At 65.7% G+C, this 8,048-nt stretch carries 8 protein-coding genes; 5 read left to right on the top strand and 3 right to left on the bottom strand.

Features of this window, described 5'->3' with window-relative positions; all coding sequences use genetic code 11:
* From ACIBJI_RS42365 to ACIBJI_RS42380, 4 genes are all read left to right on the top strand, one after another.
* On the top strand, positions 1-113 hold a 113-nt coding region (locus ACIBJI_RS42365), incomplete at its 5' end, for a LuxR C-terminal-related transcriptional regulator (protein WP_364359929.1).
* Positions 114-304: 191 nt separating this feature from the next.
* A complete protein-coding gene (locus ACIBJI_RS42370; protein WP_364359927.1) occupies positions 305-442 on the top strand; it encodes a hypothetical protein in 138 nt (45 codons plus the stop codon).
* 4 nt (positions 443-446) lie between these two features.
* A complete protein-coding gene (locus ACIBJI_RS42375) occupies positions 447-608 on the top strand; it encodes a hypothetical protein (protein WP_396959052.1) in 162 nt (53 codons plus the stop codon).
* A gap of 29 nt (positions 609-637) precedes the next feature.
* On the top strand, positions 638-3,388 hold the full coding sequence (locus tag ACIBJI_RS42380; RefSeq protein WP_364359921.1) for a cation-transporting P-type ATPase: 2,751 nt from the start codon (positions 638-640) through the stop codon (positions 3,386-3,388).
* Positions 3,389-3,890: 502 nt separating this feature from the next.
* Here ACIBJI_RS42380 and ACIBJI_RS42385 read toward each other — a convergent pair.
* From ACIBJI_RS42385 to ACIBJI_RS42395, 3 genes are all read right to left on the bottom strand, one after another.
* Positions 3,891-5,051, bottom strand: a complete 1,161-nt coding sequence (locus tag ACIBJI_RS42385; protein WP_364359918.1) for a sigma-70 family RNA polymerase sigma factor — start codon at positions 5,049-5,051, stop codon at positions 3,891-3,893.
* On the bottom strand, positions 5,048-5,386 hold the full coding sequence (locus tag ACIBJI_RS42390; RefSeq protein ID WP_364359915.1) for a YciI family protein: 339 nt from the start codon (positions 5,384-5,386) through the stop codon (positions 5,048-5,050). The genes ACIBJI_RS42385 and ACIBJI_RS42390 overlap by 4 nt, the downstream gene beginning before the upstream one ends.
* Positions 5,387-5,859: 473 nt before the next feature.
* Complete coding sequence (locus ACIBJI_RS42395; protein ID WP_397088829.1) at positions 5,860-6,576, bottom strand: SDR family NAD(P)-dependent oxidoreductase; 717 nt, start codon at positions 6,574-6,576, stop codon at positions 5,860-5,862.
* A 55-nt stretch (positions 6,577-6,631) separates the two neighbouring features.
* On the opposite strand from ACIBJI_RS42395, the gene ACIBJI_RS42400 reads away from it, so the two are divergent.
* A complete protein-coding gene (locus tag ACIBJI_RS42400; protein ID WP_397088831.1) occupies positions 6,632-7,153 on the top strand; it encodes a MarR family winged helix-turn-helix transcriptional regulator in 522 nt (173 codons plus the stop codon).
* The last annotated feature ends 895 nt before the right edge of the window (positions 7,154-8,048 follow it).

The following is an 8,048-nucleotide window of genomic DNA, read 5'->3' on the forward strand; positions in this document are numbered from 1 at the left end:
AGAAGACCGTAAAGAACTATGTCTCCCGGCTGTTGACCAAGCTCGGCGTCGAACGACGCACCCAAGCCGCTGTACTGGCCACGAAGCTCAACCCAGCGCATATGGAGGAATGAACAGGCGCATTCGCACCGGCCCGCGCAGCATCTCGACACCCGGAATCTAGCACTGCCCTGCAAGAACTCTGTGCGAGGACCATCGCCCCGCTGGACACCACCTTTGGACCCTTGGGCTCTCGCCGCGCGCACCTCAGGCTGAGCAGTATGCCGCCCCCGATTCACCCGGTGCCAGCCCCGAGGAGGACATCATGCCCCACCTCGACGACCCCTTCACACCCGCTGTATACAAAGCCCAGGGGTGGTCGCGCGTCATCACCGACAGCCTCGACGCCGACGACACCAGCTATGAGGTGGGGGTCCACAACGGCCGCGTGGAACCCCGGTGACGTCGTGGCGATCATCGTGATCAACAGCCGCACAACCGATGTCCGCCAGGCCGTCGCCGTGCTGACCGACGGCTTGTGTGCCGACGCGGCGATGACGCTCGGCTCGGCCGGCCAAGCGGTCCTGCCCGCCGCCGACATCCCCGTCATCGACGCCCGACCGCACTGATCCCTATGAACAGACCAGTTTCGCCATCAGTGGACAGTGCTACTGCGGTCGCCGCCGAGCAGGCCGACGTAACATCCGGAATGCTGCTCGATCCGACGGAGCGGATAGAGCTGCTACTTCGCGATCTGCACAGCTCTCGATCCGGGCTGACCGGCCGTGAGGCGCAGCGTCGGCTGATCCACGTCGGCCCCAACGCACTGCGTCGACGGGGCGCACGGACCTGGCCGCGCGAGCTACTGGCGCAGTTCACCCATCCGCTGGCACTGCTGCTCTGGGCAGCTGCGGGCCTGGCCTGGCTGGTCGGCATCGAACCAGTGGCCATCGCCGTGGTCGTCGTCATCGTGATCAACGCGGGATTCGCGTTTATCCAAGAGCGGCATGCCGAGCGAGCAGTGGAGTTACTCGCGGCGTACCTACCAGCGCGAGCGACGCTGATGCGGGACAGGGAGATCACCCAGATCGATGCCGTCGATGTGGTGCCCGGCGATGTGCTGGTGATCCAGGAAGGCGACCGGATCTCGGCCGACGCCCGCCTGCTCGAGGGCGGTGTCGAGGTCGATCTATCCGAACTGACGGGAGAATCGCTGCCGGTGTTCCGTTCGGCCGAAGCCCCGGACACCGGTGTGCCGCTCGCCCAGGCACAGGACATCGTCTTCAGCGGGACGGCATGCACCGGCGGTGACGCGCACGCAGTCGTCTTCGCCACCGGCATGCATACCGAGCTCGGCCGCATCGCGGCCCTGTCGGAACGGGTCGGGCGTGAGGAGAGCCCGCTCGAACATCAAGTGCGCCGCGTCGCCTGGCTGATCGCCTTGGTTTCGCTGCTGCTCGGAGCGGCATTCGTACCGCTCGCCACCATAGGCGCCGGGCTGTCGCTGCTCAACGCGGTGGTCTTCGCGGTCGGGCTCCTGGTGGGCAATGTCCCGGAGGGCCTGCTGCCGACGATCACCTTGGCGTTGGCGATCGGCGTCCGCGACCTGGCGCGACGCGGTGCGGTCGTGAAACGGCTCAGCGCAGTGGAGACCCTCGGGTCGACCGATGTGATCTGCACCGACAAGACCGGCACGCTCACCGAGAACCGGATGCAGGTCACCGTGATCCATACGTCGACCGGGCCGCACGAGCTCCGACCGCACGCACCGCCCACTGCCGACTCGACGCTCACTCGACTGGCCGCCGCGATGATCGCCTGCAACAACGCCCGCTTCGATCAGACCGGAAGGGCGCTGGGTGATCCGACCGAAACCGCCATCCTCATCGCCGGTGCAGCACTGGGTGCGCATACGGACCCTGACGACCGGCAACGTCTGCGGCAGAAGCAGTTTCACTTCGAGCCAGCGTGGAAACGTATGTCGACGATCGACAGCTCGAGTGACGGCATCTGGGTGCACACGAAGGGCGCACCCGAAACAGTGCTGCCGCTGTGCACCGCCGAACTCGATGGCGACGGCCACCCGCGACCGATGCATCCCGCCCGGCGCGCAACGCTTGTTGAGCTGGTGGATACGCAAGCACGGCAAGGACTTCGGGTGCTCGCGGTCGCCGAACGCCGCCTGCCGACCGATACCGTGCCCACGGTGCGCGAACACGCCGAACAGCAACTGGTGTTGCTCGGACTTGTCGCGATGACGGACCCGCCCCGCGCCGAGGTCGCCGATGCCGTCACAACGTGCCACAGCGCAGGAATCCGCATCATCGTCATCACCGGCGACCACGGCCTGACCGCAGCGACCATCGCCGCCCAGGTAGGGATCATCCGCGGCGAACCGGTCGTGGTGACCGGCGAGCAGCTCGACCGGATGAGCGAAGCCGACCTGGACGCACTGCTTTCCACGACGCCCGAGCTGATCTTCGCGCGATCCTCGCCCGAGGCGAAACTCCGTGTCGCGGACGCACTTCGCGATACCGGCCATGTGGTGGCGATGACCGGTGACGGCGTCAACGACGCGCCCGCCCTGCGTCGCGCCGATATCGGTATCGCGATGGGCCGCTCCGGCACGGATGTGGCCCGCGAGGCCTCCACCATGGTCCTCACCGACGACAACTTCGCCACCATCGCCGCGGCGATCGAGGCCGGGCGGCGGGTCTACGACAACATTCGCAAGTTCATCTTCTACATCTTCGCTCACGCGACGCCCGAGGTGACCCCGTTCATCGTGTTCGCGCTCTCAGGTGGTGCGATCCCCTTGCCGCTGACCGTTTTACAGCTGCTGGCCATCGATGTCGGCACCGAAACCCTGCCCGCGCTCGCACTGGGTCGCGAACCGGCCGAGCCCGGTCTCATGCGCCGACCGCCTCGGCGGCGCACCGAATCGATCATCCGAATTCCGATGGTGCTGCGCGCCTGGCTGTTTCTCGGTGCGATCGCTGCGGCACTGGGCATGGCGGGTTTCTTCTATGTCCTGCTGGGCGCGGGATGGCATCCGGGCGATCCCACCGGCCCCGGTACGCCACTGCACCACGCCTACCTGCAGGCCACCACGATGACCTTCTTCGGCCTCGTCGCCGGTCAGATCGGCACCGCGTTCGCGGCCCGCACCGAACGGGCCTCGCTGCGCTCGATCGGCGTGCTGTCCAACCCACTTCTGTTGTGGGGTATCGCGTTCGAACTCGCGCTCGCGGCCGTGATCATCTATTTTCCGCCGGTTCAACACCTACTCGGCACGGCAGCGCTCACCCCGGACATGCTCGCCTTCGTCGCACCCTTCCCGGTGATCATATGGGGTGCGGACGAAATCCGGCGCTGGCTGTTACGTCGCAGAGACACCACACTCCCGTAGACGTCATCCGCTGAATCGACTGATTATCTACCCGAACGAGGCGGATGACACCTCAGTATGAATCGATCAACCCCCGGGTAATTCTTGCCCAGCGATAGTGCAGTGAACAGCCTGGAAGAACTCGAGACCGTCGTGATCGGTCTCCGCGATGATCTTTGTCGCCGTCGGTAACGGACAGCAGGACCACAGCCGGACTTTCGCTGTAGTTCTCGACGGCCGAGGCCAGCCGGGACCGGGGACCACCCACCGCTACGCGCAGCAATCGCACCACCGTGCGGTCGGCAGTATCTGCCGACTGCACGAGAAGAGCCATGTGGCGACCGTACCCGCTACGAAGCCGACGAGGCACGCTCCTCGCCATGTGTGAGTGGGGCCCGCAAATCTCTTGCGGGGCAAGGTTTTGACTAGATCGAACGACCGGGCGGTATGTGTTGACGTTTGATCTGGTCCGTGACTATCGGCCCGGTCTACTGTGACGTGCGGCCAACAGACGATGCAATTCTCATTGCTCCAGGTCGGCTATGCGTCTACGCAGGAGGCGGCGTTCCGGCTCGGTGGTGAGGAGTTCGAGTGCTCGCCGGTAGGCGGCGATGGCCTCCTCGGGATGACCGAGCCGACGCAGTAGTTCGGCACGTGTCGAATGCAGGTACGGGTAATTGTCCAGACCCAACGCCTCGGTGATGCGCAATGCTGCCTGTGGTGCGCCTGCCTGTGCGACCGCGACCGCACGGTTGAGCTCGGCCACCGGTGAACCCGTGAGCCGGACCAATTCGAGGTAGAGGGCGGCCACCTGCGCCCAATCGGTTTCGGGTTCGGTGTGCAGGACAGCAATCGCGGCTTGTACGACGTAGGGACCGCGGGACCGCGCGATGGCCCGATCGAGCAGAGCTCGACCTTCCGCGATCAGCGCACTGTCCCACTCGGTACGGTCCTGCTGGTCCAGCAGAACGATCTCGCCCTCGCGGTGACGTGCGGAGCGCCGGGCGTGGTGGCACACCATGAGCGCAAGCAACCCGAGCACTTCCGGCTCGTCGGGCATCAGCGTGGCCAGCATCCTGCCTAATCGCACGGCCTCATCGGCCAGTTCGTCCCGTCCGCCGTATCCTTCGTTGAAGATCAGGTAGATCACCTTCAGCACCGCGCCGACGCGCTCGGGCAGTGCATGATCCGGTGGCACCCGGAACGGAATTCCCGCCAGCTTGATCTTGGCCTTGGCCCGGGTCAATCGCCGTTTCATGGCGCTCGGTGCGACCAGGAATGCCTGGGCGATCTCCTCGGTGGACAGGCCACCCAGTGCCCGCAGTGTCAGTGCCACCTGCGCATCGACCGCGAGCGCAGGGTGGCAGCACATGAACACCAGCTCGAGCCGTTCGTCGCCGATCGCAGTCTCGACCATGTCGGCCTCCTCGGCCTCGGGCGCGGCGAACAGGGTCGCCTTGGCCACGAAGGCACGGTCGCGGCGTAGCCGGTCGATTGCCCGGCGGCGGGCGGTCGTGGTCAACCACGCGCCCGGATTGTCCGGCACGCCATCGACCGGCCATTTCTCCGCAGCAATCGCGAAAGCCTCCTGAGTGGCTTCCTCGGCGAGATCGACATCGCCGAGGAAGCCACTCAGGTAGGCGAATACACGCCCCCACTCGGCGCGGAATACCTCGTCGATCACGCCTTCACGATCGGCCGGATCTCCACCGATCCACCGAGCCGCGCAGCCGGGATCTTCGTGGCGACCTCGATCGCGGCGTCCAGATCATCGGCCTCGACCAGGAAATACCCACCGAACACCTCCTTGGTGTCGGCGAACGGCCCGTCGGTCACCAGCGCATCACCCTCCTTCACCCGCACTGTCGACGCGGTGTGTGCGGGCGCGAGATGAGCACCGTCCACCACCCGCGGGTCCGACCTGATCGCGATGTACTCGGCGGACACCGACTCCTGCTCGGCGGCACCTAGGGCCTCGAACACACCGGGCAACTCGTTGATCAGCAATGCGTACCGCATGACTCTCCTCCAAGCTCGAATTTCACCGACACCTACCCGACGAACACGACTGGCCGGAGGGGACACGCCGCCGCGAAACCGTGCAAGATTTCGCGCCGAGAACCACCCGCAAGCAGTCGGGCCGGCACCGCGAGCCTGGCACCACTCGCGCCCAGCGGCCCACAACCGGTGGAAGGCGATCCGCATAGCGATAAGGACGCGCACCCCACACCGGCAGGCCCCCGCTCCGGTCACCGCGAGGTGACCCGAGTCCCGGCGGCGCCGCCGCAACCTAATCGGCTACTTAAGACTGCGCCGGAACGGTAGATGGGCCGAGGCTGATTACGGCTGCATCGTTGACGTCTGGACGAACTGGTCAAACCAGGCCCCTGGTACACGAGCATCCGTACTCCGATACCGACACGATCCTCGGTCACGGGGTTCGATGATTTCGGTTCTCACTAATTGGGCCCGCGGCAAGCGGTAATCGCTGCTCAGCGGGTGGTGTAGGCGCCGCCGTTCAGATGGATCGTCTGGCCGGTGATGTGGCGGGCATGCGGGGAGGCCAGGAATTCGACGAGACCGGCCACATCGTCGGGACGCCCGGGGCGTTTGTCGTGGGTCGCTGCGATGAGCTGAGCACGGCGTTCGTCGGTGAGTTTGCCCTGGAAGAAGTCTGTATCCTCGATGTAGCCGGGCGAAACGACGTTGACTGTTATTTCTGTTTGCCCCAACTCGGCCGAAAGGCCCGCCGACCAAGCCGCCAGGGCGGCCTTGGCCGCACCGTAGGAGGTCGAGGCGTACTCGGCGCCGATCGAACCGACATTGATCACCGCCCCTCCCGGGCGGAGGTGGTCGCGCAGGGCCGCGGTGGTCAGCACAGCGGTGAGCAGATTCGCTGCTAGGTTGGTATTCCATTGCGCCGCAAGGTCCTTCAAAGACCCCGGTGTGGGACCGACGAGATCGGCGTTGCCGCCGGCCATATTCACCAGCACGTCCACGCCGCCACCGAACTGCTCAGCGAAGGCCTCGACGCTCGCGGGCTCGCTCGCGTCACATTCGATCCCGACGACCCCCAGCGCGGCAGCAGTTTCCCGGACCCGGTCCGAACGGCCAGTGATCACCACGTGCTCTCCCGATTCGGAGAAGCGCTGCGCCACCTGCCGTCCAAGCCCCCGACTACCGCCGGTAATCACGATTGTTCTGGCCATCGATATCCTCCTTCGTTTACATTTAGCACTAAATATACATGAAGGAGAGAACTGGATGTCGAGCGCAACGATCGACACAGTGCCGACGACGGAACAGATCGCCGCCGCCTGGCAACGCGAATTACCGGGTGCCCGCACCGAATCCATCGAGGTCATCACGCCACTGTGGCGAGTGGCCAAGTTCCTGAGCGATGAGCGCCAGCGCACCTTGGCTCGACTCGACATCGATGAATCCACCCTCGACCTGCTTAGTACGCTCCGCCGGGCCGGCACGCCCTACCAGCTCACCACCCGTCAGCTCACCGCCCGCAGCCTGGTGACCGCTGGCGCCATCTCGCAACGCCTGGCCCGCGCCGAGACCGCAGGCTTGATCACGCGCGAGCCGACCACCGCATCTCGGCGCGGGATCCTGGTCACCCTGACTCGCAAGGGTCATGAGCTGATCGAGCGGATAGTCCGCGACTTGCTCGATTATGAAACCTCTCTCACCGAACGCCTCACCGCCGACCAGCGAATCGCCCTCGCAGACGGGCTGCGGTGCCTCGCAGCAGTGGTACGCCCAGGCCACCCGATATAGATCTCGTCCAGTTGGGGGGTGGGCTTCTCCGCGGCGCGTTGCTGCCCTGCGCGGTCAGGGCCGCACGAGTAGCAAGGTGTCCATCGGCGCGGGGGCGGGCTCATGTGCCGGGCGACTGCTCCTCGCGTCCGGTGAGTCCTTCGGCGGGCCGAGCCGAGCCGAGATGTGGATACTCGACGAATTCGTCAGTGCCGCCGCCGAAATGAGGCCGATCCACGCCGACTCCAAAACACCCGCGCGGTCACGGCGCAGTAGGCGATCGAAGGCGACGGTGTGGCGGCCTGCGTCTCGGTCACGGTTCTATTGCCTCCAGCGCTCTCGACCGCCACCGATCACGCGTCAGCGGCACGAGCGGATGTTCGCCGCCGGTCGGCGTTGCGATTCCACCCCGATTGGAGGCCGATCGGAGTGGGTCAGCATTGGGGATCTGGCCGATATTTCGTGAATCCGGTGCTGTGTTGCTCCCCGCAGTCGCCGATGTCCTCGACTACGCCGAGGCCCATTTTCGCGATCTCAACCGTAAGTCCTTGCCGTATTGGCCGGCGGTCGCAGCAGCCGGTTGGTCCGGGCCTCGCGTACGTGCGTTTCTCAGCCGATGCTCGCAAGACAGCCGCCAGATCGTCGCCGACGCCGCAAAGGACGCCCTGAACGGTCGTTACGGAAACTACGTGAGCGTCCTGTAACAGACGTGGAGCACAGCGCACGGCAACATCCGGCCGCGTCCGTGAGTGGGCAGGCGCTGATCCAGCGTGGTCTGCGACTTGTGGAGGGCGCGGGCCGGCCGGGCGGCGATGTGCGGTATTGCCGGGTAGGCCGGGCGCATTGCTGCGCCCGGCCCCCCTCAGAACCGGACGTGCACGATTTCCATGCATCCGGCTCAAGCAAGCCCATGGCG

The sequence above is a fragment of the Nocardia sp. NPDC050408 genome (assembly GCF_044458905.1).
Lineage (GTDB): Bacteria > Actinomycetota > Actinomycetes > Mycobacteriales > Mycobacteriaceae > Nocardia.